General features: G+C 69.5%; 19 protein-coding genes and 1 pseudogene. 9 read left to right on the top strand and 11 right to left on the bottom strand.

Features of this window, described 5'->3' with window-relative positions:
• The first annotated feature begins 39 nt into the window (after positions 1-39).
• The 3 genes from KGD87_RS30640 to KGD87_RS30630 all read left to right on the top strand — a co-directional run bounded on the left by KGD87_RS30640 (position 40) and on the right by KGD87_RS30630 (position 4314).
• Positions 40-525, top strand: a complete 486-nt coding sequence (locus KGD87_RS30640; protein ID WP_176423731.1) for a MerR family transcriptional regulator — start codon at positions 40-42, stop codon at positions 523-525.
• Positions 522-3131, top strand: coding sequence for a VIT domain-containing protein (locus KGD87_RS30635; RefSeq protein ID WP_284664487.1), 2610 nt, complete (start codon positions 522-524; stop codon positions 3129-3131). Before KGD87_RS30640 ends, KGD87_RS30635 begins: the two co-directional genes overlap by 4 nt.
• Positions 3132-3201: 70 nt before the next feature.
• Positions 3202-4314 carry a hypothetical protein gene (locus KGD87_RS30630; protein WP_284664486.1) on the top strand — a complete coding sequence of 371 codons (1113 nt, stop codon included), beginning with the start codon at positions 3202-3204 and terminating at the stop codon, positions 4312-4314.
• A 6-nt stretch (positions 4315-4320) separates the two neighbouring features.
• Here KGD87_RS30630 and KGD87_RS30625 read toward each other — a convergent pair whose 3' ends face one another.
• From KGD87_RS30625 to KGD87_RS30605, 5 genes are all read right to left on the bottom strand, one after another.
• A complete protein-coding gene (locus tag KGD87_RS30625; RefSeq protein WP_284664485.1) occupies positions 4321-5148 on the bottom strand; it encodes an SDR family oxidoreductase in 828 nt (275 codons plus the stop codon).
• A gap of 96 nt (positions 5149-5244) precedes the next feature.
• Positions 5245-5535: a YkvA family protein gene (locus KGD87_RS30620; RefSeq protein ID WP_502887969.1), complete on the bottom strand. Its 291-nt coding sequence runs from the start codon at positions 5533-5535 to the stop codon at positions 5245-5247.
• A gap of 89 nt (positions 5536-5624) precedes the next feature.
• The gene (locus tag KGD87_RS30615; RefSeq protein WP_284664484.1) at positions 5625-6683 is read right to left on the bottom strand and encodes an ABC transporter ATP-binding protein; all 1059 of its coding nucleotides are present in this window, start codon (positions 6681-6683) and stop codon (positions 5625-5627) included.
• Between the two features lie 48 nt (positions 6684-6731).
• Entirely contained in the window at positions 6732-8297 is a 1566-nt protein-coding gene (locus tag KGD87_RS30610) for an ABC transporter permease (RefSeq protein WP_284664483.1), read from the bottom strand.
• Entirely contained in the window at positions 8297-9280 is a 984-nt protein-coding gene (locus KGD87_RS30605) for an iron ABC transporter substrate-binding protein (RefSeq protein WP_284664482.1), read from the bottom strand. The genes KGD87_RS30610 and KGD87_RS30605 overlap by 1 nt, the downstream gene beginning before the upstream one ends.
• A 145-nt stretch (positions 9281-9425) precedes the next feature.
• On the opposite strand from KGD87_RS30605, the gene KGD87_RS30600 reads away from it, so the two are divergent.
• The 3 genes from KGD87_RS30600 (at position 9426) to KGD87_RS30590 (ending at position 11699) form a co-directional block, all read left to right on the top strand.
• Positions 9426-10043 carry a nuclear transport factor 2 family protein gene (locus tag KGD87_RS30600; RefSeq protein WP_284664481.1) on the top strand — a complete coding sequence of 206 codons (618 nt, stop codon included), beginning with the start codon at positions 9426-9428 and terminating at the stop codon, positions 10041-10043.
• Between the two features lie 11 nt (positions 10044-10054).
• Positions 10055-10891: a PfkB family carbohydrate kinase gene (locus tag KGD87_RS30595; RefSeq protein WP_284664480.1), complete on the top strand. Its 837-nt coding sequence runs from the start codon at positions 10055-10057 to the stop codon at positions 10889-10891.
• Between the two features lie 427 nt (positions 10892-11318).
• Positions 11319-11699, top strand: a complete 381-nt coding sequence (locus tag KGD87_RS30590) for a DUSAM domain-containing protein (RefSeq protein WP_284664479.1) — start codon at positions 11319-11321, stop codon at positions 11697-11699.
• 67 nt (positions 11700-11766) lie between these two features.
• Here KGD87_RS30590 and gyrA read toward each other — a convergent pair whose 3' ends face one another.
• Positions 11767-14571 (bottom strand): DNA gyrase subunit A, encoded by a 2805-nt coding sequence (gene gyrA, locus KGD87_RS30585; RefSeq protein ID WP_284664478.1) that lies wholly within the window; start codon positions 14569-14571, stop codon positions 11767-11769.
• A gap of 168 nt (positions 14572-14739) precedes the next feature.
• Positions 14740-15537 carry a tetratricopeptide repeat protein gene (locus tag KGD87_RS30580; protein WP_284664477.1) on the bottom strand — a complete coding sequence of 266 codons (798 nt, stop codon included), beginning with the start codon at positions 15535-15537 and terminating at the stop codon, positions 14740-14742.
• A 167-nt stretch (positions 15538-15704) separates the two neighbouring features.
• Here KGD87_RS30580 and KGD87_RS30575 point away from each other — a divergent pair, with 167 nt between their 5' ends.
• Together KGD87_RS30575 and KGD87_RS30570 are read left to right on the top strand one after the other, a co-directional pair.
• Positions 15705-17045 carry a M24 family metallopeptidase gene (locus tag KGD87_RS30575; protein WP_284664476.1) on the top strand — a complete coding sequence of 447 codons (1341 nt, stop codon included), beginning with the start codon at positions 15705-15707 and terminating at the stop codon, positions 17043-17045.
• A gap of 74 nt (positions 17046-17119) precedes the next feature.
• Positions 17120-17485 (top strand): response regulator, encoded by a 366-nt coding sequence (locus KGD87_RS30570; protein WP_284664475.1) that lies wholly within the window; start codon positions 17120-17122, stop codon positions 17483-17485.
• A 60-nt stretch (positions 17486-17545) separates the two neighbouring features.
• On the opposite strand, the gene KGD87_RS30565 is transcribed toward KGD87_RS30570, so the two are convergent.
• From KGD87_RS30565 to KGD87_RS30555, 3 genes are read right to left on the bottom strand one after another with little or no spacing between them, the layout of a single operon-like run.
• Positions 17546-18571, bottom strand: coding sequence for a DUF2169 family type VI secretion system accessory protein (locus KGD87_RS30565; RefSeq protein ID WP_284664474.1), 1026 nt, complete (start codon positions 18569-18571; stop codon positions 17546-17548).
• A 13-nt stretch (positions 18572-18584) separates the two neighbouring features.
• A complete protein-coding gene (locus KGD87_RS30560) occupies positions 18585-19877 on the bottom strand; it encodes a TIGR02270 family protein (protein ID WP_284664473.1) in 1293 nt (430 codons plus the stop codon).
• Positions 19878-19887: 10 nt separating this feature from the next.
• Positions 19888-20454 (bottom strand): DUF6484 domain-containing protein, encoded by a 567-nt coding sequence (locus KGD87_RS30555; RefSeq protein WP_284664472.1) that lies wholly within the window; start codon positions 20452-20454, stop codon positions 19888-19890.
• Positions 20455-20828: 374 nt separating this feature from the next.
• Here KGD87_RS30555 and tnpC point away from each other — a divergent pair, with 374 nt between their 5' ends.
• Positions 20829-22331, top strand: a complete 1503-nt coding sequence (gene tnpC, locus KGD87_RS30550) for an IS66 family transposase (RefSeq protein WP_284664471.1) — start codon at positions 20829-20831, stop codon at positions 22329-22331.
• A gap of 302 nt (positions 22332-22633) precedes the next feature.
• On the opposite strand, the pseudogene KGD87_RS30545 reads toward tnpC, so the two are convergent.
• A pseudogene (locus tag KGD87_RS30545) lies at positions 22634-24044 on the bottom strand (IS3 family transposase).
• Positions 24045-24184: the final 140 nt, after the last annotated feature.

The following is a 24184-nucleotide window of genomic DNA, read 5'->3' as shown; positions in this document are numbered from 1 at the left end:
AACTTGACACCACAAATGTCGAGTCGTACTGTCTGAACCGTGAGCACGCCGAAGACACAGAGCGAATGGAAGCTGACGGAGCTGGCCGAGGCGGTGGGCGTCTCGCCGCGGACGGTGCGCTACTACGTCCAACGCGGCCTGCTCCCCGCGCCCCCCTTCCGGGGGCCCGACACCGTGTACGGGGAAGCGCACCTCGTGCGGCTCAAGGCCATCCGCGTCCTACAGGCGCGGTTCCTTCCCCTGGATGCCATCCAGGCGGAGCTGCAGCGCCTGAGCCTCGATGAGCTGCGCCAGCTCGCCGACTCGGACGCGACCCCCACGCCCCCGGTGTACGCGCAGCCGGCGCCGGGGCCCGCCGTGGTGGCGCCACCAGACCCGGCCACGGGCCTGAAGCGTTACGAGCGCTGGGCGCTGCTCCCAGGGCTGGAGCTGCACGTCTCGGAAGCAGCGGACACGAAGACCCGGGCGCTCGCGGAACGCGTTCGCGCCCTCATCGCGGAATTTCAGGAAAAGGAGAAGCCATGACCCACGAGAAGGCTGGGCTGTACACGCGCAACGGCACGCAGGTCCCCCTCCAGGGTGTTGAAGTCACGGGCGAGCTCCTCGGCGGCCATGCGCGCGTGCGCGTCCGCCAGCGCTATCGCAACGACGAGCACCAGCCGGTGGAGGCCGTCTACACCTTCCCCCTCCCCTCCGATGGCACCCTCTCCGCCTTCTCCATGACGTGCGCCGGGCGGCGCATCGAAGGCGTGGTGCGGGAGCGTGAAGAGGCCTTCCGCACCTACGACGATGCGGTCACCGCGGGCCACGGCGCGGCGCTGCTGGACGAGGAGCGCCGCAACGTCTTCACCGCACAGGTGGGCAACCTGCTGCCCGGTGAGGAGACGGTGGTGGAGGTGGAGTTCCTCCAGGCCGTCACCGCCGAGGAAGGCAGCGTGCGCTGGATGCTGCCCACGCTGGTGGCGCCTCGCTACATCCCCGGCGCGACCACGGGCGACCGCACCGGCCACGGCAGCGCGGAGCCCACGGGCCAGGTGCCGGACGCGGACCGCATCACTCCGCCCGTGGGCAACGTGCACTACGGCCTGCGCATGGACCTGCTCGTGGACCTGGGCCGCGAGGTGGTGGTGGAGAGCCCGTCCCACGCCATCACCACCACCCGGGAGGAAGGCACCCGCGTGCGCGTCGGCTTCTCGCGCGGCGAGGTGTCCCTGGACCGCGACCTGGTGCTGAGCCTGCGCAGTTCGGACAGCAGCGCGGTGTTCACGCCGCTCGTCACCCACCGCAAGGCGGAGGGAGGCCCGGGCACCTTCGCGCTCACCGTGGTGCCGGACCTGCTGGCCATGGCCTCCGCGCCGCCCAAGCAGGAGGTGGTGCTCGTCGTGGACGTCTCCGGCTCCATGGCCGGTGAGAGCCTGCCCCAGGCCCAGGCCGCGCTCCGGCTGTGCCTGCGCCACCTGCGCGAGGGCGACCGGTTCAACGTCATCGCGTTCGAGAGTCGCTTCCGCTCATTCCAGCCCGAGCCCGTGCCCTTCACGCAGCGCACGCTCGAGGAGGCGGACCGCTGGGTGGCCGCGCTGGACGCCAATGGCGGCACGGAGCTGCTCGCGCCCATGCGCGCCGCGGTGCAGGCGGCCCCCGACGGCGTCATCGTGCTGCTCACGGACGGACAGGTAGGCAACGAGTCGGAAATCCTCCGCGAGGTGCTCGCGGCGCGGAAGACGGCGCGGGTGTACTCGTTCGGCATCGGCACCAACGTCAGCGACGTGCTGCTGCGGGACCTGGCGAAGCAGACGGGCGGCGACGTGGAGTTCATCCACCCGGGCGAGCGCATCGACGACAAGGTGGTGGCGCAGTTCTCCCGCGCGCTGGCGCCGCGTGTCACCGAGCTGGAGGTCCGCTTCGACGGCGTGGAGTGTGTGGAGCTGGCGCCCGCCGAGCTCCCGCCCCTGGTGGATGGCGTGCCCTGGACGCTGCTGGGCCGCTATGCCTCGCCCGGGACGGGCACGGTGACGCTGCGGGGGCGCTCGGGCCGAGAGCCCTTCTCGCTCACCGTCCGCGTGGACCTGCCCGCGGTGTCGGACCGGCCGGCGGTGGAGAAGTTGTGGGCCGCCGAGCGCATCCGGGGCTGGGAGGCCGCGCAGCTCACCGGACGCCGCGCGGAGTCCATGAAGCAGCGCATCGTCGAGCTGGCCGTCGCGCACCAGCTTGTCACCCGGTACACCTCGTTCGTGGTGGTGGAGGAGCGCAAGGGCGAGCGGCGCACGTCTGGACAGGCCCATACGCGCGTCATCCCCGTGGAGGCACCCGCGGGCTGGGACATGTTCGGCGCGAAGAAGGACGAGGCTGGAATCGGTGGCGCCGTTCCCCGGCGCGGACGGATGGCCGCCAGGGGCGGCATGCCGCCTCCTCCTCCGGGGGCCCCGGTCATCGCGACCCTCCCCAGGCCGACGGGTGCACGGCCTCTCATTGAGGTGAGGCGCAGCACCACTGCCGGGGCCCCGCCCGCCCCTGCACCCGCCCCCGCCGTGCCCTCCAGTGATGCCGCTGACGACGGCACGGACTGGATGGTCATGAGGAGCGAGCGGCGAGAGCAGAGCAAGGCCGACGTCATGAAGAAGCGCAGCAAGGGAGGAATCCTCTCCCGCTTCTTTGACGGTGCGCCGGTCTCGGAGTCGTTGAAGGAGGCGGAGGCCGAGGCGTCCGCCGCGTACCCCGCGGAGGCTCCAGCGGCCGAGGGCGGTGTCGACATGGGCGCGGAGAGCCTGCTGTCGAGGCAGCTCGCCAACGGGCTCTGGGACGGCACCGGCGAAGGCTCCGAGCCCGTGCGGCAGGCACGCGCCACGGCGCTGGCCCTGCTGACGCTGCTGCGCGAGGGCATCACCAGCAGCCACCCGCTGCACGGCGCGCAGGTGAAGAAGGCGGTGGAGGCCCTGCTGTCCCTGGCCGCCGGCCTGAGCAGCGATGCCCAGGTGTCGGAGCTGGCGCTGGGCGTGGCGTGGCTGGCCGCCGCGGGGCCGCGCACCCGGGGCCGCATCGAGCAGGCCGCGAAGCCGCTGGCCGGGCTCACCGGCCGGCTGGGCAACGAGGTGGCCCTGCGCGAGCACGTCGACACGCTGGCCGCGCGCTGACGCACCGCGAACAGACGGCGGCATGACTGACACATGCCGCCGCCGCGCTTCGCATACAGTGCCGGGCGCCATGACGCTCGCCACGCTCCTCCTGCTTGCCACGCTCGCCGCGCAGTCCCCGGAGGCTCCGCCCTCGCCCGAGGCCACTGCACCGGAGGCGGTCACCTCGCCGCCCCTGATGTCCACGCCCGAGGCCTGTGCGCCTGGCTCCGAGGCGGATTACTCGGCGGGCTTCGACGCGCTCGTGAGCGGCGACGACGCGAAGGCGCTGGCGCTGTTCGAGCGGGTGCTCGCGGCCTGTCCGCAGCACCCCCATGCCACCGAGCTGGCCCGGCTCTCCCGGACCCGGCTCGTGCCCGGGGGGCGGCTGGCCACCGCCGCCGCGCGTGAGGTGGGACGAGCGCCTCGCTCCAGCGCCGCGCGTGCCTCGCTCGTCGTGGTGCAGACGCTGCACGGCGCGGCCCAAGGGGTGCTCCTGTGCGCCATCGGTGATTGCAGCGGCCAGGGTTACGCCGCGGTGTCACTGCTGGGCGCCGGAGCGGGCGCCGCCAGTTCGTGGCTGCTCACCCGGGGCGGCGTGACGGATGGACAGGCCGCCGTCATCAACTCCGGCACCGTGTGGGGCTTCTGGTTTGGTGTCGCGACGCTGCTCGCCTTCGACCTGGAGGGTGACAATGCCCTGGGCGCCGCCATCCTCGGCGGGGCGGGCTTCACCGGCGTGGGCGTCTTGCTGGCGCACCTGGTGAGCCCCACCTCGGGGCAGGTGTCCCTGGCCAACTCGGGCGGCCTCTGGGCCGGCGTGGTGACGGCGCTGTTCCTGGCGACCTCGGACAGCAATGACACGCGGGGCTTCTTCGCCGCCGAGTTGGGCGCCACGGCCGCGGGCATCCTGTCGATGGCCATCCTGTCGAAGTACGTGCCGGTGTCCCGGGGCCGCATGCTCCTCATCGACGCGGGCGGCATCCTCGGCGGGATGGTGGGCGCGAGCGCCGTCTACCTCACCGCGGGCAATGACGCGGGAGACGCCATCCTCCTGGGCAGCGGCATTGGCGTGCTGGGCGGACTGGCCCTCACCACGTACCTCACCCGGAACTTCGACCTCCCGGACGCGCCCCAGGTGACGCTGGCACCGCTCACCACATCGCGTGGGGGCACGGGCGTGTCCATGGTGGGCCGGTTCTAGCCGCGGTCAGCGACGACGCAGGCCGTAGATGGACATCAGAATCCGCTCGAAGGTGCGCGAGGGCAGCACGGCCTTCGCCACCACCGCCACCCGCTGCGCCAGTTGGGCCACCGGGTAGCGCACGCGAGGCGCACCGCGCTCCATCACCTCCAGCACCTTCTTCGCCGCGTCCTCGGCGGCCAGGCCTTCGCGTTCGCCGGACTCGATGGCCTTCAGCACGGCCTCGAAGCGCTCCTGATACGCGGAGCCCTCGCCCGCCCTGGCGACACACACGCGGTTCTGGGTGATGTGCGTCCGCACGTCTCCGGGCTGCACCAGCGTCGCCTCGATGCCGAACTCGGCCACTTCCTGGCGCAGCGCCTCGGTGAAGCCCTCCAGGGCGAACTTGCTGGCGCTGTAGAGCGACTGGAAGGGCAACCCCACCTGCCCGCCCAGGGAGCTGACCTGGATGATGCGGCCGGAGCGCCGCGCGCGCATCGACGGCAGCACCGCCTTGCACATGCGCAGCACGCCCAGGAAGTTGACGTCCAGCTGCGCGCGCGCCTCCTCGATGGAGGTGTCCTCGGCGGCGCCCGCGAGCGCATGGCCCGCGTTGTTCACCACCACGTCAATGCGGCCCTCTCGCGCCAGCACCGTCTCCACGGCCCGCTGCACGGAGTCATCCTGGGTGACGTCCAGCACCAGCATCCGGTAGCCCGGCGGCGCGGCCTCCACGGGGCGGCGACTGGTGCCGTAGACGGTGTGGCCCCGCGCGCTCAGCAGCTCCGCGCACGCCTTGCCGATGCCGGACGAGGCACCGGTGATGAGAACGACCCTTCCTTGCGAACCGGACATCCAGGCTCCGTGCAGCAGTCTTCCTGGCGCACAAACCACGGGTGCCCGGGGCCCGACAAGGCACTCTCACCCCGCGTCACGGGAGTGCCCGGCGACCTACACAGTCTTGCTGCGCGCCGGGGCGGCGACACCCGGCTGCGCATCCTCTCCCGCGACGACGATTTGATGGCGTTGCACCTCGCGCACCATGAAGAAGGCGGCGGCGGACAACACGCCCAGGTCATCCAACCAGCCGAGCACCGGGATGATGTCCGGCACCGCGTCCACGGGCGACAGGAAGTAGACCACCGCCATCACCCCGGCGAGCTTCCGCCAGAGCGCTACGTGCGGGTCGCGCACGTACCGGAAGAAACGGCTCCCCATTCCACGAAGGCCTGCGATGTTCATACCTACCTCTACGCACGAGGGGCCCGGGTGATTGCGGCCCCAGCCCATACCCAGCGTATGCCGTCCGGCCGCCCGGAGGACAGCCAGGCTCAGTCCGGAGTGTCCTCCAGCACCATGGCCCGGCCCACCACCTCCAGCCTCGCCCGGTCGCCCGCGCGCAGCGGCAGGTCCGGCGCGCCGCGCACGGTGAGCTCCAGGCCGTTGCAGGCCACGGTGAACTCGGCGGCGGGGCCCTGGAACTCGCGCGTCAGGACCTCCGCTCGCAGCGCGCCGCCCAGCGCGACGCCATCCGTGTCCGGCACCAGTCGCATGGCCTCCGGCCGCAGCGACAGCAGCACGTTGCCCTTCGCCGGCGCGCCCGTCACCGGGAGGATGCCGAGCAGCGTCCGGGCGCCATTGCCGAAGCCCACGCCCGGCAGCAGATTGGTGCCGCCCAGGAAGTACGCCACGAAGGCCGTGCGCGGCGTGGCATAGACGGCCTCCGGCGTGCCCACCTGCTCCACCTTGCCCGCCCGCATCACCGCCAGCCGGTCCGCGAAGGCCATGGCCTCCTGCTGGTCATGCGTGACGAGCATCACCGTGGCCCCCAGCGACTTCAGCGCCCGCCGGACCTCCATCCGCGTGGAGGCCCGCAGCGCGCTGTCCAGGCTGGAGAAGGGCTCGTCCAGCAGCAGCACCCGCGGACCTGGAGCCAGCGCGCGGGCCAGCGCCACGCGCTGCTGCTGCCCGCCCGAGAGCGCGTGCGGCATGCGCGACTCGAAGCCCTCCAGGCCGAAGAGCTTCAGCATGTGGCTCGCGCGAGCACGGGCCTCCTGGCGCGGCATCGCGGTGAGGCCAAAGGCCACGTTCTCCACCACGGACAGGTGCGGGAAGAGCGCGTAGTCCTGGAACACCATGCCCACGCTGCGCTGCTCGGGCGGAACGAAGGCGCCGGAGCCGGCCAGGGTGCGGCGCTCCAACGTGACGGTGCCGCCGCTGGGGCGCTCGAAGCCCGCGACCAGCCGCAGCGTCGTCGTCTTGCCACACCCCGACGGGCCCAGCAGCGCCAGCACCTCGCCGGGCTCCACCGCCAGGGACAGGCCGTCCACCGCGGCGGTACCGCTGGAGGCATAACGAAGGGTGACGTCGTCGAGCGAAAGCAGTGGCATGGCGGGCGGCGCACCCTACCGCGTTCCCGCGGGCCCGGGCGCTTTGGCTCAACCCGGAGACGAGCGGCCCTCTTGCGACACCAGCAGCCCCACACCCAGCGTGGAGACGGCCATCAGCACCAGCGCCGGCAACGCGGCCTCGGCGAAGCGGCCCTCGGCCGTGGCGCCCCAGACGCGCGTGGCGAGCGTCTCGAAGCCGATGGGGGCCAGCAGCAACGTGGCCGGGAGCTCCTTCATCGCCGTGAGGAAGACGAGCGCCGCGCCCGCCAGCAGCCCGGGCCGCAGCAGCGGCGCCGTCACCCGGCGCAGCACGCCGGACGGAGGCTGGCCCAGCGACGCCGCGGCCTCCGGCAGGTGCGGGTTGAGCTGGAGCAATGACGCCCGCACCACGCCCACCGCCTGCGGCAGGAAGCGCACCACGTAGGCCAGCACCAGCATGACCAGGGTGCCGTAGAGGAAGGGCACCGCCTGCACGCCCAGGAAGACGAGCGACAGCGCCAGCACGATGGGCGGCAGCGCATAGCCCGCGTAGGACACACGCTCCAGCGCCACCGTGAGGCGGCTCGGGTAGCGCACCGCGAGGAAGGCCAGTGGCAACGCGCCCACCACCGCCGCCACCGCGCCCAACATGGAGGCGCTCACCGAGTTCCACGCGGGCCCCATCATCGGCCCGGAATCCACCGACAGCCCCCGCGCGCCCCAGTAGACGAGCACGCCCACCGGCAGCCCCACGCCTACCGCCACCACCGCGCCGCACAGGAGCAGCGCCGGCACGCGCCAGCGGCCCAGGAGGACGAGTGAGGAGGCCCGCGCGGCGCCCTTCGCGCTGCGGTGGTAGCTCGCCCGGCCGCGCAGCCACAGCTCCAGGGCCAGCACGCCCACCGTCACGGACACCAGCGCCAGCCCGAGCAGCGCCGCGTAGCTGCGGTCATACGCGCCCTCGTACTGCACATAGATGGCGCGCGAGAAGGCGTCGTACTGCAGCAGCGCCACCGCGCCGAAGTCGGAGAGGACGTACAGGCCCACCAGCAGCGCGCCAGACGCGAAGGACGGGCGCAGCAGGGGCACGGTGATGCGCAAGAAGGCCCGAGCAGGCGTGAGCCCCAGGCTCCTCGCTCCCTCCAGCCACGCCGGGTCCTGGGACTGCATCCCGGCGCGCAGCGCGAGGAAGAAGTACGGATACGTCGACACCGTCAGCGCCAGCAGCGCTCCGGGAAAGCCATACACGGGTGGCACCGGAAGGCCCCAGCGCGTCAGGGGCTCTTCCAGCGCGCCGCCCACGCCGAACGCCGCCAGCAGCACGTAGCCGCTGACGAACGTGGGCACCGCCAACGGCACACACAGCAACACCGTCCACAGACGGCGCCCCGGCAGGTCCGTGCGCGCGGTGAGCCAGGCCAGCGGCAGCGACAGCAGCGCCGCGCAGCCCGTCACCGCCGCCGCGAGCCCCAACGTGCGGCCCAGCAGGCCCCACGTCCTGTCCCGCAGCAGCAGGCCCCAGGCGTCCGCGTCCGCTTCCACGGCGCGCACGCCCAGGTACACCGCGGGCACCAGCGCCAGCGCGGCCATGGCCACGCCGGCCACCCACAACCCCACCGGGGCACGACGGCGCATCAGAGGACGCCGGTGTCCTGGAGCAGCTTCACGGTGCCGCGCAGGTCGTCCAGCCTGGACAGGTCCAGGTCGGGCGAGCCCACCTTGTCGAGCGGGGGCAGGCCTTCGGCCAGCTTCGCGCCCGGCACCAGCGGGAACTCGGACGTCTCCTGCGCGAAGTACGCCTGCGCCTCCGTGTCCAGCAGGTACGCGGCCAGCTTCTTCGCCGCGTCCGTGTTCTTCGAGCCCTTGAGGAGGGCCACGCCCGCCACGTTCACCAGCGCGCCCGGGTCACCCGCCGCGACGAAGTAGTTGGCCACGGGCAGGTCCGCTTTGTTCTTCTTCGCGGAGAACAGGTAGTAGTGGTTCACGAAGCCCGCGTCGACTTCACCGCGCCCCAGCGCCTCAATGATGGCGGAGTTGTTCTTGTAGACGCGCGGCGCGTTGGCCTGGATGCCCTTGAGCCACTGCGTCGCGGCCTCGTCGCCCTTGAGCAGGCGCAGCGCGGTGACGAAGGCCTGGAATGAGGCGTTGGTGGGCGCCCAGCCCAGGCGGCCCTTCCACTTCGCATCCGTGAAGCCGAGGATGCTCTTGGGCAGCGTGTCCGCCTTCACCTTCTTCGTGTTGTAGGCCACCACGCGCGCCCGGCCGCTGGTGCCCACCCACACGCCCTGCGGCGAGCGGAAGCGCGCATCCACCTTGTCCAGCGTCTGCTTGGGCAGCGCCTGCAGCTGGCCCGCCTTCGCCAGCGCGCCGAGCGCCCCCGCGTCCTGCGCGAAGAACACGTCGGCGGGCGTCTTCGCGCCCTCCTCCAGCAACGTGGCGGCGAGCTGCGGCGTCTCGCCGTAGCGCACCTTCACCTCGACGCCCGTCTTCGCGGTGAACTTCTTCAGGAGCGGGCCCACAAGCTTCTCGTTGCGGCCAGAGTAGATGGTGAGCGTCTCCGCCGCGAGCGCGGGGGAGGCCAGGGTCAGGACCAGAGAGGCCAGAAGGAGTCGAACCATGGGCCGGCACCCTAACGGACGACCTCCCCCGCTTCCACCGATTGCGCGGGGGGACCGGGTGAAGCGCGAAGCAGGTGACGACAGCGCTCCTTCGCGGCCCGGAGTAGCCTTTGGGGCCGCAACCTCCCGCCACCGTGGAGACACCATGCCGCGCCCGCTCGTCGCCGCCTGTGCCGCTGCCGCCCTGCTCGCCGCGCCCTCCGCCCTCGCGCAGGCGCCTGCGTCCCCGAAGCCGCCCATCTCCACGCCCAACCCGATGAAGGACGCCGCCGAGCGAACCCGGAGCGCGCTCCAGCTCGCGCCCGCGCCTCGCCCCGAGGATGTGCGTTCCATCGATTCACTCATCGCCGCGCTGTACGACGTCATCAGCGGTCCGGCGGGACAGGCGCGTGACTGGCAGCGCTTCCGCTCCCTCTTCCACCCAGGCGCGCAGATGATTCCCATCCGCCGGCCGAAGGACGGCAAGGGGCCCGCGGCCACGCCCTTCACGCCGGATGACTACGCCACCTCCGCATCGGTGGCCTTCGCCAAGCGGGGGTTCTTCGAGAAGGAGACGCGCCGACAGGTGTCTGGCTATGGCGACCTGGTCCAGGTGCTGAGCGCGTATGAGACGCGTGAAGCCGCGGACGGTCCGGTGATGGCCACGGGCGTCAACAGCCTGCAGCTCGTCTTCGATGGGCGGCGCTGGTGGATTCTCAACATCGCCTGGACGGACGACAAGGCCGCGGGGGTTCCCGTGCCAAAGGACTTCACCCGGAAGTAGAACGCGCGGTCATGGGTGACGCGTCCCTGCGCGATGTGTTGGTGGTGGGGAGCTACTGCCACGACCTGCTCCGGCATGGCCCCGGGAGGGAGACACATGCGCTCGGCGGGTCGGCGGCGTACATCGCGTCCGTCCTGGAGGCGATGGGTCTGGAGTACGCGGTGGCCGCGGTGGCCGGCGAGGACTTCCGCTACAGCGACGCGGTCCGGTATCCGCCGCGCATCGTTCCGGGGACGCGCACCACGCAGTTCATCGCGGACTTCGAGGGAGAGGCGCGGACCCTTCGCGTCAGCGCGAAGGCGGAGCCGATTCTTCCCACGGACATCACCGTCGACGCGCGCGTGGCGCTGGCGTGCGGCGTGGCGGGCGAGGTGCTGCCGGAGACGTTGCTCCGCGCCTCCGAGCGGGCGCGGCATGTGCTGGCGGATGCGCAGGGGTTGCTTCGGGCCTTCGATGACAATGGACGGGTGCTCAACCTCCGCCTGGAGGACACGCCCTTCGCGGGGCTGCTGGAGCGGCTCCGGGTGCTGAAGGCCAGCGAGGAGGAAGCCCGGGCGATGGACATCGAGCGGGTGCGCCAGCGAACGTGCCTGGTGGTGACGCGCGGGGCGCGGGGCTGCACGGTACTCACGGCGGAGGCGCGCATCGACGTGCCCACGGTTGCGGTGGCGGAAGTGGATGCCACGGGCGCGGGGGACTGCTTCCTCGCGGGCTTCACGCTGGGGCTGCTGCGGGGGCTGCCGTTTGAGCGCTGCGCCGCGGTGGCGAACTGGTTTGGCGCGCAGGCGGTGACGCAGGTCGGTGTGCCGAAGTTGGATGTCAGCCGGCTTCCGGCGGAGCTGCGCTGAGCAGGATTAAATGAAAACCCAGAACACCGCCACGCCCTTGGGATGTGTGCTCATGAGCCTTGCCCTGGGATGTTCCAGTGGTGCGCACTCCACCGGGAGAAGAGGCGAACCGTACGCACTCGCTTCCTGCGCCGATTCCGTCTCGTGCTGCCTCCAGCGATTCCCCGGCATGCCCGAAGCATGTGGACTTTCCGCTGCCGAGGCCGCTGTGCTCATGACCGGCGCCCAAGCCGCAACGGACACCGCACCGGTCGAGTGGGATGACTCACATAATGCAGCCCTCCCTGAATGGAAACGAACGTGCATTCGTGCCTATGGCGATTGCAAGCAGGATGGCTGGAAGGGCCACTGTTACTCCTGCTTTCAACTCTGCGAGGGCCAGCACGAATGGCCCGGCGACAAATGCTATCCCGTGGGAAAATAGCGCATGGCTGAAGAACTCGATTGGGACCCGATTCGCTCCCTTGCTCGCCGGGTGCTGCGCGATGGAGAGCCCCTGATGCTCACCATCGAAGTGCGGGGACTCCTGGCGCGAACTGCTCGCGAAGTGGGCTTCAGCCAAGCCGAGGCGACTGCGGCACTTGCGTCGGACACGAGCGCCCTGGAGCTCCTCCAAGAGTGCTCGCGTCGCATCAGCGAAGGGTCCAGCCGGATGGTGAATGCGCTTCACCGGATGTACCAACACAAGCGCGAGGGTGACCTCGATAGTGCCCGCCAGGAAATGCGGGACGTATTGGCCGCCGAGGTGGTGCCGCACTACCGCGCCGTTGCGCAGGGTCAGCTCAACCTGCTGGATGATGCGCCTTGAATGACAACGGGGACGCGACTTCCGCCGCGTCCCCGTCAGTCAGCCTTCCGGCAATTCAACGAACGACTCAGCCCTGAGTGGGCTCCTCGTCACCCGGGGTACCACCCTCCTCGGGCGCCGGGGCCGGCTCGGCAGCGGCTTCCACCGGAACCGTGGCCTCACCCGTGGCCTCCACCGGAGCCGCGGCCTCACCCGTGGCGTCCACGCTCTCCACGGGAGTCACCGCCTCGCCGTTCTCCTCGGACTCGTCGCTCTCGGGCAGCTTGGAGATGGCCATGACCTTCTCCTGCTCGTTCTCCAGCGCAATCAGCCGCACGCCCTGCGTGTTGCGGCCGATGACGGAGATTTCCTTCACCCGCATGCGGATGAGCATGCCGCCGTTGGTGACGATCATCACCTCGTCCGACTCCTTCACCTGGAGCAGGCCCACCACCTTGCCATTCCGCTCGGTGGTCTTGATGTCGATGATGCCCTTGCCGCCACGACCCTGCTGCCGGTACTCGGTCTCCTGCGTCCGCTTGCCGTAGCCGTTCTCCGTCACCGTGAGGATGGCCGTGTCCGTCTCCACCATGTCGGCGCCCACCACCTGGTCGCCGTCCTCCAGCGTGATTCCCTTCACGCCGTAGGCCTGGCGGCCCATGGAGCGGACCTCCGTCTCCGGGAAGCGGATGCTCATGCCCGACGCCGTCGACAGCAGGATGTCCTTGCTGCCGTCGGTAATCATCACCGCCACCAGCTCGTCCCCGTCGTCGATGCCCAGCGCGATGATGCCGCTGGAGCGGACGTTTTCGAACGCGCTCAGGTCCGTGCGCTTCACCACGCCCCGCTTCGTCACGAAGAAGACGTAGCGGTTCTCCGGGAAGTCCCGCGTCACCAGCACCTGCGCCAACCGCTCGCCCTCGCCGAACTGCACCAGGTTCACCATGGCCTTGCCGCGCGACGTGCGGCTGGCCTGCGGAATCTGGTGCACCTTCAGCGAGTACAGCTTGCCCTTCGTGGTAATCGGCATCAGGAACGCGTGCGTGCTGGCCACGAACAGCTTGCTGACGAAGTCGTCTTCCTTCGTCGCAGCGCCCGTCTTCCCGCGCCCACCGCGCTTCTGCGCCCGGTACTCGGTCAGCGGCGAGCGCTTCACGTAGCCCGTGTGCGACAGGGTGACGACCATCGTCTCTTCGGCGATGAGGTCCTCGCGGGTCATCTCATCCACGGCGCCGGTGATTTCCGTGCGGCGCTTGTCGCCGTAGCGCTCGCGAATCTCCACCAACTCCGTCTTGATGACGTTGAGCAGGCTGCTCTCGTTGGCCAGGATGTCCTGCAGCCGCGCGATGTCGCGCACCAGGCCAATCAGCTCGCGGAACAGCTCCTCGCGCTGCAGGCCGGTGAGCCGCTGCAGGCGCATCTCCAGGATGTTCTGCGCCTGGCCCTCGCTGAAGCCCGCGCCCTCGTACTTGTGCGCGAGGCCCCCGTAGCTGGGCTCCTCGTTGCGCGCACGGGAGACGAGCAGCTCCATCTGCGCCTTCGCCTTGTCGTAGTCGATGCGCTGGAGGTTGACGAAGCGCTCGTGCTCGTACAGCGCGGGCGACAGGATGTGCATCAGGCCCCAGCGCGCCTCGTCCGGGTCCTTGGACGCGCGGATGAGGCTGACCACCAGGTCGATGAGGTCCTGCGCGACGAGCAGACCTTCGACGATGTGCATGCGCGCCAGCGCCTTGCGCAGCTCGTAGCGCGTGCGGCGCGTCACCACGTCGCGGCGGTGCGCGATGAACCGGTCCAGCATCTCCTTCAGGTTGAGCGTGCGCGGCTGGCCCCCGTCGATGGCCAGCATCACCGCGCCGAAGGTCGTCTCCAGCGACGTCATCGCGTACAGGTTGTTGAGCACCACCTGCGCAATCGCATCGCGCTTGAGCTCGATGACGATGCGCATGCCCTGGCGGTCGCTCTCGTCGCGGATGTCGCTGATGCCCTCCAGCTTCTTCTCGCGCACCAGCTCGGCGATCTTCTCGATGAGCCGCGCCTTGTTCACCTGGTACGGAATCTCCGTGAAGATGAGGGCCTCGCGGTCCCCCTTCTTGGAGGTCTCGATGTCCGAGCGCGCCCGGATGGTGACCTGACCGCGGCCCGTCTCGTAGGCGCGGACGATGCCCTCGCGCCCGGTGATGATGGCGCCGGTGGGGAAGTCCGGACCGGTGATGAACTCCATCAAGTCACGGACCGTGCAGCCCGGGTTGTCGATGAGGTGCAGCGTGCCGGTGATGACCTCGGTCATGTTGTGCGGCGGGATGTTGGTGGTCATGCCCACCGCGATGCCGCTGCTGCCGTTGACCAGGAGGTTGGGGAACTTCGACGGGAGGACGAGCGGCTCTTCCAGCGAGTCGTCGTAGTTGGGACCGAAGTCCACCGTCTCCTTGTCGATGTCCGCCAGCAGGTCCTCCGCCAGCCGCTCCATGCGCACTTCCGTGTAACGCATGGCCGCGGGCGAGTCGCCGTCCACCGAGCCGAAGTTGCCCTGGCCGTCCACCAGCAGGTAGCGGAGGCTCCACTCCTGCGCCAGGCGCACCATGGCGTCGTACACCGACGAGTCACCGTGCGGGTGGTACTTACCGATGACGTCACCCACCACGCGGGCGGACTTCTTGTAGGCCCGGTTGTGGAGGTTGCCCAGGTCATTCATCGCGAACAGCACGCGGCGATGCACGGGCTTGAGTCCGTCACGCACGTCGGGCAGCGCGCGCCCCACGATGACGGACATGGAGTAGTCGAGATACGAACGGCGCATCTCGTCTTCGATGTTGACGGGAATGAGCTCTCCAGCGCTGTCCGGGGGAGGAGGCGCGGAGGGCGATGCCGGCTTGTCGGTCGTGTCGTCAGCCATGAGCTCTGGAAGTCTGCGGAGGGGCCCGCGAATGGGGGCCGCCGTCCAGTGGGTGAGCGTTCGTAACCCCTGGATTTCCCAGCGTCAACAGGGGAAACAAGGGGCTTTCGCCCCGAGCGGCGGGATGCCGGGATGGGACTCTTTTTTGAACGCTTGAGCGGGCCTTTTTCAGCCCCGCGGGCGCAGGGGAGCAGCCAGGCGCTCGGCTTCGGTTCCCACCGGTCCTTCCGGGTCTCTCTCCTTCGCTTTTTCGAACGCCGCCAGGGCCCCTTCCCGGTCGCCCTTGAGCTTCAAGGCCACGCCCACGTTGAGGTGCGCGGCGGGAGCGTCCCGGTCCATGGCCACGGCCTCCCGGAAGAGCACCAGCGCCTGGTCCACGTCGCCCGACAGCAGGGCCTCCTTGCCCGCCTGGACGCGCTTCTCCGCGTCATTCACGAGCTCCACCTGGAACACGCTGCCGCCCACCACGTTCGCGACGAGCACGCGCAAGATGCCGCCCCAGTAGAACGTGAGCCCCTCCGCGGCCACCACGGCGGCCAGCGGCAGGTCCGGGAGCAGCTGCTTGCCCCGGAACTTGAAGCGCACCCGCGTGTAGCGGCCCTTGTTGGCCCAGTGGACCATCTCCCCCTGGAGCTTGCGCAGCCCTTCTTCCATGCGCTTGGGGTCGATTTCGAAGGGCAGCACGCGGCCCGCGGGCTCACCTGACGGGAGCGCCTTGGGGCCAGGGCGGCGCGGCGTGGGCTCGGCTTCCAGCACGGGCTCGGCTTCCAGCACGGGGGGACGAGGCGCCTCGGCCGCGGGCTCGGACACCGGCGCGCTGGCCCGACGGGACGCGGCGCGAGTCCTGGAGGAGGCCTTCTTCGGGGCAGCGGCCTTCTTCGGGGCAGCGGCCTTCTTCGCCGCTGCCTTCGACGCGGAGGGCTTCTTCGCCTTCGACGGACGCTTCTGGGACGTGCGCTTGGCCATGGACACACCTTAAACGAGCCACGGCGGCAACGCTTGCACGGCGCCGCCGGATGGCGGGCTTCGCACGGTTCTTCGCACGCACCGCCACACGACTTCACGCCGTGCGAGTCCCTTCCCGCCGGGTGCTCGGGGATGATGGGGCCTCTTCCTCAAAGGACCTTCCCCGCATGACTCGCGTCCGGCACGCCCTGCTCTCCGCCCTGCTCCTCGCCGCCCCCATCGCCAGCGCCGCGCCCGCCGACCCCATCGCGTCCCAGGACGCCTGGCCCCGCATCCGCAAGGAGCGCATCCAGAAGCTGCTGCCCCAGGCCATGGCCCGCGCCAACGTGGACGCGTGGGTGGTCATCTGCCGGGAGAACGACAACGACCCGCTGGCCATCCACGTCGGCTGTGAGAACGCCGGAGGCACCGCCGCCTTCCTGTTCCTCAAGCAGGGCGAGGCCGTGCGCGGCGTGGCCCTGTCACCGGAAGGCGAGGCCACCGCGCTCCGCGACGTGGCGCCGCTCGACGAGGTGGTGCCGCTGCCGCGCGGCACGAAGCTCTACGCCCTGGTGGCCTCGCGGCTGGCGGCGGCGAAGCCGAAGCGCATCGCCGTCAACTCGTCCACGTCGGTGACGGTGGCGGATGGCCTGTCCGCCACGCAGCGCGCCGCGCTGGAGAAGGCCCTGACGCCCGCGCTGCGCAAGAAGCTGGTGTCCTCCGAGGACCTCGTCTCCGAGTGGCTCTCCGTGAAGCTGCCCGAGGAGGTGGACATCCTCCGCAAGGCCGCCGCGCTGACGTCCCAGATGGAAATCGAGGCCTACCGCGCGGTGGTGCCGGGCAAGACGCGCGACGTGGACGTGGCCCGCTTCCTGCGCCAGCGCATGGCGGAGCTGGGCGTGGGCGACGCCTGGGCGCCGGACCAGAACCCCAACGTCCAGAGCGGCCCCACGCGAGGCCACTCCCACGCCACCGAGCGCGTCATCCAGCCGGGTGACTTCATCCAGACGGACTTCGGCATCCGCGTGGGCGGCATGTGGGTGACGGACATCCAGCGCTTCGCCTACGTGCTGGCGCCGGGCGAGACGCAGCCGCCCAAGGCGGCCCTGGAGAAGTGGGAGAAGGGCAAGAAGGGCAGCCGCATTGCATTGGCCACCCTGAAACCCGGCGTGCGCGGCTGGGACGTGGACAAGGCCCAGCGCGACTGGATGCGCGAGGCCGGCTCGGCGCCCGTGATGTGGGGAACGGGGCACCCGGTGGGCTACTGGGCGCATGACGTGGGCCCGGCGCTCTCCGGCGCGCAGCAGGGCAAGCCCGCGGCGGGCCAGGCGGCGCGCATCGTCCGGCCCGGGCAGGTCTTCGCCTTCGACGGGTTCTTCGCGTGGCCGGACGGCGGCGAGGGCGCGCAGCGCATCATCGCCGTGGAGGAGATGGCCGTCGTCACCGAGACGGGCGCGGAGTACCTCATCCCACCGCAGGAGGACCTGGTGCTCATCCCCTCCCCGGGTCCGTCCCGCCCCGTGCCGTGAGACATGTGTGACGTGACAATCTCGTGGGAGAAGCTCAGGTAGGATGGGCGGAACCGCTCGTGGAGATGGCCCCGATGCAGAACGTGCTGGTGATTGACGACGACGCCTTCGTGCTCTCGGTGGTGCGGGACATCCTCCAGAGCGCGGGCTATGGCGTCGTGACGGTGCAGTCACCCACCGCGGCGTTCAACCTGGACCTGTCCAGCGTCTCCGCCATCCTCTGCGACTACAACATGCCGGACATGAACGGCTCCGACGTGCTCACGGTGATGCGCGAGCTGAAGGACTGCCGGGTGCCGTTCATCTTCCTCACCGGACACGAGGACCTGGATGACCTCGTGTCCGTGGCCATCCGCTACGGCGCGGAGCTGCTGCCCAAGCCCATCCAGCCCGTGGAGCTGGTGCGGCTGCTGGTGAAGCAGCTCGCGTCCGCGGCTTGAGCCGCCTCCCAGACCGGCGTCATCGCTCCCGCCCTGCGCAAGGCCGCGGCCACCGGCAGCTCACGCCGCCACGACATCCATCGATAGCAGTTGGAAGCGCACTTGCTCCACCTGCAAGGAGCGCTTGTCACATGGCACAGCGCCCCGCCACGTCATGCACACCTGCCCCTCCGCTGGCGTCAAGTGCACCGTCTCCAGGCGAAGCAAGGGCCGCTCGGGTCTGCCCGCGATCCGCACCGTGGCCTGTACCTCGCAGCGTGGGAGTGTGAAACGCAAGGCCCCTCCAGGGGACAGGCTGAGAAGCTCCACGGGCTCACCGCCCTTCAGCCCCTCGGAGGCGCACAGTTCCGGAGGGGCCACATGGAAGAACTCGGCCTTGAAGTCGCGCGGAAGATACGGCGCGCGCCGCGTCTGCCATGCCTCGTCATAGGTGCCGGCGTACGACTTGCGAGGCTCCCAGGCAGGCGCCACAGGCCCCACGCCCACCGGCGTGGGCACGTCGGAGATGGAACGGATGAGCTGACGGGGATTCTCCAGATTTGGCAGCGCGCGCCCTGCCATCTCCGAGCCGCTGCGCTTGCCCCTGAAGCCCTGCCCCACCGGGTTGCGCGCCGCACCCAACGGCCGCTCCTTCTCCATCTGGTGCATACCGCCGAAGGCCCGTTCCCACACGAGCGGCATCGTCACGAAGGGCGCGGGCGCCGAGGGGCTCGGAGACATCAAGCCGCCCTTCCATTTCCGGTCTCCGAACACCTGAAGGACCTGCCGCACCGGCCCCACCTGCATCTGCACCAGGCACGACTCCACGGCCCTTCCCTTCGGCGAATGCGCCTCGCCCTCCACCAGCACGTCCGTGCCTGGTTTCAAGAGGTGGGCCTCGCTCGCAGCCTTCAGACTCGACTGACCGGGCTCGCCTCGGTACTTGTCCGCGACGAGCACCGGCACCTGCGTCTCCGCGACGTGTAACCGGCCGGCCTTCAGGCTGAAAGTGGCCTTCAGTACCACGTACATCGTGTCCACGCCCTGCGCGTCTGGGAACAGAAACATGCCGGGCGAGAAAGGTGTTTCGTTGCGAACCTGAAGCATGTCCGCCTCCTTTTCAGACGCCGAACGCCCATGGGGGCAGGCGCTGGCGGATGGCGGATGCCCGCGCCAGCGCCGCCCGCTGCTTCGAGGAAAACGCGCGCACCAAGACGGATTGAGCGCCCTGAGTCCGCAGCATCAACTCCATTGCATGCACGTGCCGCCGCCGCATCGGTCCGATTGTCAGCGCATCCAACAGCCGTTCGCCGGTGAGCGGCTGTCCTCCCAGAAAGCGCGAGCCGGGCGCGAAGTCCTTTCGAACAGCCTGCCACCAGCGTGCGACTTCCTCGGGCGCGGGCCGCGGCAAAGCATCCTCCGGACGGAGCGACAGGTCCGCGTCCAGGTCGTCCTCCTCCAGCGGCGGCAGGGCATCGTCCGGCTCCTCCTCCGGAAGCACGTAGGTCTCCTTCAGTTTGAGCCCGGTGATGGCACTGAAGGACTCACCCGCCAGCCTGGCTACGAGCGGAGGCCCGGCCATGGCACGCAAGCACGCGTCCGCTGCGCTCCGCAGTCCACTGAAGCCGAGCGCCCAAAGCGCATCCGCACTGGCCGCCGCGTCCTTCGTGAACGCGACAAGTCGCTCCAAGGCATCGTCCTCGCCCACGAGCGCTTGCAACACCCACGCCTGCTTCCGGACGAAGCCCACCTCCGTTACCGCGTCCACGCCGTTGGCGGTCCAGGCTTCTCGCAGGCCAAACACCAGCCCCGCCTCAATGGCGGACCGCCGGACCTCGGGGCGCGAATCCCCAAGCAGAACCCCAAGCGCTTTGGGAGGCGGCATCCTCGCTGAGGGTCTCAACGCCCGCAGCGCCGCCGCAGTCACCAGCCCGTCGGAATCCCCCAGTAACTCCACCACCCCACTCATGGGGGCACTGCCGCGAAAGGCCAATACCTCCAACGCCAGTACGCGGAGTTCCGGCTCGGCGGTGTTGAGCCAGGACGCCAGGGCCGCGTCCACGCCCGCGCTCTCCGCCAACTCCAGCGCGCGGTGCAGTGCGGCCCATACCTGGGACGGAACTTGGCCTGACCGCTCCTCCACAGCCTCCAACACGACGGGCGGCGTCAACGAAAGCAGCGCCCAGGCGGCGGCGAAGACCTCACCCGGCTCCTCGCTTTCATGCAGGCGGGGAATCAGAAACTCGACCGCCGGCACTCCCGCCACAACCAGCCCATCCAAGTGGGCGAGCAACCGCTCCTCCAAACTGGAGGCTTCGTCCAGGGTGAAATCAGGCGCAACCAGGGCCCGCTCCCACTGGGACCAGAGAAAGGCGGCTTCGGCGAGATGTTCCTCGAAAACATCCACCAGCATCGCCGCCCCCTCAGTTCACCTGGACCGAGCTACCCTTGATACGGTTGACCCCCGAGGCCTGCGTCTCCACGTACACCCCGCGGATGATCACCTTGCCGTTACGGCGCAGGGTAATGCTGGCCTGACCGCAACGGAGAACCACCTCGTCCTCGCCCTCGATGACCACACGCTGACCATCCACGAGGGCTTCGATGGGCGGAGAGGCGGGCCCGGAATTGGACTCGTCCAGCAAAGCGTCGAGCAGAGGGGTGGGGTTAGCACCCTGCTCCAGGCCAATGACCAACGGTAGCCGGGGGTCGCCGTTTTCGAAGAGCAGCACCGCGCTCTGCCGGGTGGCCACTGCGTGCTGCACCATTTCTGGTGTCAAATGGAGCGTCCGCTTCGCAGGCAGCGGCCCCTCCGGGTTCCCCCCGAAGTCCACCAGCAGGAGTCCCCCTGCATTCACGCCGGTGAACCACCCCAATCTGCTGCCCCAGATTCGCTTGCGTGGCGCCTCTGCCACTCCAGACTCTGAGGCGGATTTCCCCGAGGACATGCTCATGGCGGCATCCTTCTCGCGGACCTGGCGCAGGCCCATGCTGGCATGCTCTCACACACTCCTCGTCGAATCACCTACTCAGAGGGGAGGGCCTCCTGAACGCTTGGTCCAAAGACGCCAGGGCGCATTCCCACTCCACGAACTCATATGCGGCCGCGTTCCAGGAACCGCCGTTCCCCGTGGCCAAGCTCCGCCCGGGAAGCAATGAGCAAGCCCCGGGTGTCAAAACCTACCGCGGCACGGATGGCCGCCGTGAGCCAACCACAGCGCTGCCGTTCCAGCATTGTCACTGACGCCGAAATCGGGGCGTAACCGTTCACCGGCTGGTGCCTGCTTGAAGAGACATCGGGGCAGCGGACGGTGGGCGGGACGGCGCTCGACGGTGTTGGCCGCGGCGTGACACACCGCCACTCGTGGCGGAACTCGACCCCCGGGACGCGCGGATTGCGAAGCTGGAGGCGCTGCTGGAAGCGGCGCTGGGGCGCATCGCGCACCTGGAGGAGGAGAATCGGCGGTTGCGCGAGGAGAACCGGCAGCTGCGCGAGGAGAACCGGCAGCTGCGCGAGGAGAACCGGCAGTTGAAGGAGCGGCTGAATCTCAATTCGAGCAACTCCTCGAAGCCCCCCTCCGCGGACGCCCCCGGCACGCCGCGCCCGCTGAAGAAGCCCACGGGCCGCCGCCCCGGTGGTCAGCCAGGGCACAAGAAACATGAGCGAAGTCTCCTGCCGCCCGAAGCCGTGCAGCACGTCGTCGAGTTGGTGCCCAAGGAGTGCCAAGGCTGCGGGCACCGGTTGGAGGGCAGAGACTGCGAGCCGCGCCGCCACCAGGTAGTGGAAGTGCCGCCGTTGTCGGCCGTCGTCACCGAGTACCGCAGCCACGCCCTGGAGTGCCGCGCGTGCGGCACGCTGACGCGCCAGCCGGTGCCGGCGCACGCCCGCAGCGCTTTCGGAGACAGGCTGGGGGCGCTGGCCAGTCTGCTGGTAGGCAAGTACCGGCTGTCCAAACGACTGGTGAAGGATGCCCTCTCGGACATGGTAGGCGTGGACTTGTCGGTGGGCAGCGTGGTGAATCTCGAAGGGGAGATGACGGACGCATTGGCCCCAGCGGTGGCCGAGGCCCTCGCATATGTGCAGGCGGCCGACGAGGCCCACGCGGACGAGACGGGATGGGTGGAGGGGCGCAAGGATGGCCGGGGCCATCGTGCCTGGTTGTGGGTGGTCGCCACGGCCTTGGTGGTGGTGTTCCACATCGCGCGGAGTCGTGGCGGCAAGGTGGCCCAAGCCCTGCTGGGGGAGGGCTTCCTGGGCTTCCTCACCACGGACAGGTGGGCCGGGTATGACTGGTATGACAAGGGCCTGCGCCAACTCTGCTGGAGCCATTTAACGCGCGACTTTCAAGGCTTCATCGACCGCGGAGGCGAAGGCTGCCGCATTGGCGAGCGGTTGATGCGCGAGCGCCACCGCTTCTTCAAGTGGTGGCACCGGGTGCGCGATGGGACGCTGGCTCGAGAAGACTTCGAGCAGCGGATGAAGAAGGTACGACGCACGGTGGGCCGACTGCTGCGTGAGGCCGAGGTACGCGCGGAGAAGAAGACGGCGGGCATGGCACGAGAAATCCTCAAACTGGAGGAGTGCCTCTGGACCTTTGTCGACGTGCCCGACATCGAGCCGACGAACAACTTCGGCGAGCAGTGCATCCGCCACGCCGTCATGTACCGCAAGACGTCATTCGGGACGCAAGGCCCCGAGGGCAGCTGCTTCGTCGAGCGCATCTTCACCGCCGTCACCACGCTCAAACTGCAAGAGCGGGGCGTACTGGACTTCCTCACGGACACGCTGCGCACGCACCGCCGGAGCCTGCCGCCTCCCTCGCTGCTTCCCCTTGCGGAAGTCCCTCAGCCCGCGCACGCAGCATGAGTCGGTGAACGGTTACATCGGGGCAAGCTCATGCCTCTCCAACGCCACGTGCGCGCGAAGTCGCTTCAAGGGCACGAAGCGTATGTGCGGCGACGACACCGCATTCACCACGACTGTGTGCCATCCTCGGCATGGCTGCACCACCGCGTCCTGGATTTGGCAATTTCCAGACAGGCACATGCGGCCCGGTGAACTGCGGCACCACGCGCGGGTGTGACCAAGGCAACCGTGTGCTACCCTCCCTGAGCACCAGACGCGGCGGCGGAACCTGTCAACGCGAGTGAGACAGTGAGTTCGAGAGATTACTGCGTAGCATCCTGTGAGGCAGAGAGCCGCGCGGGGTCATTTATCCAGACGATGGTTGGCGGGGCCTTCGGCACGGGTACACCGCGAGGGAAGCGCTCAGGGTGAGCGGCGTAGGCAGCGGCGAGCACGGCAGCGCGGGCCGCGAGGCGCTCGGCCGCCAGGCCGTGGTGCACGTCGTAGGGCGTCAGCAGGCCGAGGCCGCCGTGGTGGTGCTCATTGTTGTACCAGCCGAAGAAGTCACCTGAGTGGCCGCGAGCGTCCTGGATGCAGCCGAAGCACTCGGGAAAGTCGGGCTGGTACTTCATCGTCTTGAAGTGGGCCTCGCTGAAGGGGTTGTCGTTGGAGACGTAGGGCCGCGAGTGCGTCTTCGTCACGCCCAAATCGGCCATCAGCAGGGCCACCGGCTTGGACGTCATGGAGGAGCCCCGGTCGGCATGAATCGTCAACTGGCCGGGCACCACGCCTTGGCGCTCGCACGTCTGCGCCAGCAGCTTCTTGGCCAGGGTGGCTGACTCGCGGTGGGCCACCATCCACCCGACGACGTAGCGGCTGAAGACGTCCATGACGACGTAGAGGTAGAAGTACGTCCACTTCGACGGGCCGTGCAGCTTCGTTATGTCCCAGCTCCAGAGTTCATTGGGCTTCGTTGCGTGAAGCTGAGGCACCGGGTGGTTGGGGTGGCGCAGCTGGTCGCGGCGCTCGCGCACCTCCTGATTCTCGGCGAGCACCCGGTACATGGTGCGCTCCGAGCACAGGTAGCGCCCTCATCGAGGAGCTGCGCGTAGACTTCCGCGGGCGCGGCATCCACGAATCTCGGCTCGTGCAGCACCGCGAGCACCTCGGCTCGCTGCTCGGGCGACAGGGCCCGCGGCTGAGGGCCTCTGCGCACCGGCCCGTGTAGGGGCCGAGCCTGCCGGTAGAAAGTGGCGCGCGGCAGGCCCAGTGCCTGGCACACCGGCGCCACGCCCAGTGCGTCGACAGCCTCCAGTGCCACGGCCATCAGGGCGTCTCGCCGGGCATGGGCAGCTCCACTCCCAGGATTTCCGATACTTTTTTTTGGAGGTCCAGCAGGGCCTCGGCGCGCTTGAGGCGCACCTGGGCCCGCGCCAACTCCCTCTCGAGCTCGGCCACGCGTCGGGCACTCGCGTCGGGCACCTTCGCTGGCGGCCCTCGCTTCTTCGGGCTGCGGGCCGACAGCTCTCCCGCGTCGCGCTGACGTCGCCACGCGCTCAGCAGGGAGGAGTACAGCCCCTCGCGGCGCAGCAGCGCCCCGACTTCACCTGGCTGCGTGCAGCGCTCTGCCTCCGCCAGCACTCGCAGCTTGTACTCCGCTGTGAATCCTCGGCGCCTGGCCTTCTCCACCACCTCGGTCTCCCGGACTCGAGTCTCTTCCACCACTGGATTCATCGTTCCTGCCTGGGTCGCCCTGCACACTAAACTACCGGGTACGAACTGTCTCACTCACGTTGGCAGAGAGGGCGGGATGGGCGGATGCGTTGCCGGGTGGAGCGCCTTGCTCGTGAATCGCATCTGGTTGACGTCATGCG

It is taken from the genome of Myxococcus sp. SDU36, from assembly GCF_030168875.1.
Classification (GTDB): Bacteria; Myxococcota; Myxococcia; order Myxococcales; family Myxococcaceae; genus Myxococcus; species Myxococcus vastator.
This window is presented reverse-complemented; position numbering and strand designations above follow the sequence as displayed.